General features: G+C 70.0%; 1 protein-coding gene. It reads left to right on the top strand.

Annotated elements, in window-relative coordinates:
- A partial coding sequence (locus tag ABZ562_RS41095; RefSeq protein ID WP_361490571.1) for a type I polyketide synthase occupies positions 1-1,833 on the top strand: 1,833 nt, incomplete at both ends.

The following is a 1,833-nucleotide window of genomic DNA, read 5'->3' on the forward strand; positions in this document are numbered from 1 at the left end:
CCGTGGCTGGCCGATCACGTGGTGATGGGTCGCGTTCTGGTGCCGGGAACGGCGTTCGTGGAGCTGGCGATCCGGGCCGGTGACGAATTCGGGTGTGACCGCGTGGAGGAGCTGACCCTGTCCGCGCCATTGGTTCTGCCGGAGCGCGGCGCTACGCAAATCCAGGTGCGGGTGGGGGCCGCCGATGATGAGGGGCAACGCGCTCTCACCGTTCACGGGCGGCCCGAGCATGCGGTGGACGCGCCCTGGACCCAGCACGCGTCGGGTGTGCTGGCCGCGCCTGGAATCGACTGGGTGGACGTCGGCTTCGACGCGGCTGTATGGCCGCCGTACGGCGCCGAACCGGTCGATGTCGGCGACCGCTACGAGCGGCTTGCGGAGATGGGTTTCGACTACGGGCCGGTGTTCCGAGGTCTCCGGGCGGTGTGGCGGCGCGGTGATGTGGTGTTTGCCGAAGTTGGACTGCCGGAGGAGGTTGAAGCCGGCGAGTTCGGCCTCCATCCAGCTCTGCTGGACGCGGTATTCCAGGCGGCGGGGTCGGCGGGATCCGGCAACGACAATCCGGACCCGGAGAGTACGTCGCTGCCGTTCTCTTGGGACGGCGTGTCGCTCTACGCCTCCGGTGCCACGACTGTGCGGGCGCGGCTGTCGCGCACCGGGCAGGGGGCGGTCTCGGTCGCGATCGCGGACACCGATGGCGAACTTGTCGCTTCCATCGATTCTCTCGCTACTCGCCCGATAGCCCCAGGACAGCTGGGCGACGCGGCTTCCGGGGCGGGAGGTGACTCGCTGTTCCGTATCGACTGGGCTCCCCTGCCGTCCGGGTCAGTTGAGACCGGAGTCGCTGCGGTTGCGGTAGTTGGCGCGGAAGAGGCCCTGGCCGCCGCGCTTCGGGACGCGGGTACCGAGGTCCGGGTGTATGCGGATCTGGCGGCTCTGTCCGCGGCGGATGGGTCGGTGCCGGACGTGGTGTTGGCTGCGCTGCCCGGTGCGCGGTCCCAGAACGAGGTGGTGGACGCTGCCCACGCGAATGCTGCTTCCGCCCTGGAGCTGGTGCAGGACTGGCTGGTGGAGGAGCGCTTCACCCGGTCCCGGTTGGTGGTGGTGACCCAAGGTGCGGTCACCGCGCGGAACGCCGATGACCTGGCGGTGGCGTCGGTGTGGGGCTTGGTGCGGTCGGCGCAGTCGGAGCATCCGGATCGGATCACACTGCTGGACCTTGGTGACGGTGCCGTGTCCGGGGCGGTGTTGTCGCGGGCGTTGGCGCAGTCCGAGCCGGAGTTGGCGGTTCGGGAGGGGCGGCTGGTGGTGCCGCGGTTGGCGCGGGTGGGCGTGTCCGACTCTGCGGTGCGGGTGTGGGGTGGCTCCGGTGCGGTGCTGGTCACGGGCGGTACGGGTGGTCTGGGTGCGGTGGTGGCCCGGCACCTGGTGGTCAAGCACGGCGTACGGGACCTGCTCCTGCTGTCCCGGCGTGGGATGGTTTCGCCGGGTGCTGAGGACCTGGTCGCCGAACTCGCCGGATTGGGTGCCCGCGCCGAGGTGGTGGCGTGTGATGTGGCTGATCGTGAGGCCCTGGCGGAGGTGCTGGCGGGGCATGAGGTGTCCGCGGTCGTGCACAGCGCCGGGGTGCTGGACGACGGCGTCATCGGTGCGCTGACTCCGGGGCGTGTTGATGCGGTGTTGCGTCCGAAGGTGGATGCGGCGTGGTATCTGCACGAGCTGACGCAGGGCATGGATCTGTCTGCGTTCGTGGTGTTCTCCTCCGCGGCGGGCACGCTGGGCAGTGCTGGTCAGGGGAGTTACGCCGCGGGGAATGCGTTCCTGGACGCGCTG

Origin of the sequence: Streptomyces sp. NPDC019937 (assembly GCF_040631655.1) — a bacterium.
In the GTDB taxonomy this organism is placed as follows: Bacteria; Actinomycetota; Actinomycetes; order Streptomycetales; family Streptomycetaceae; genus Streptomyces.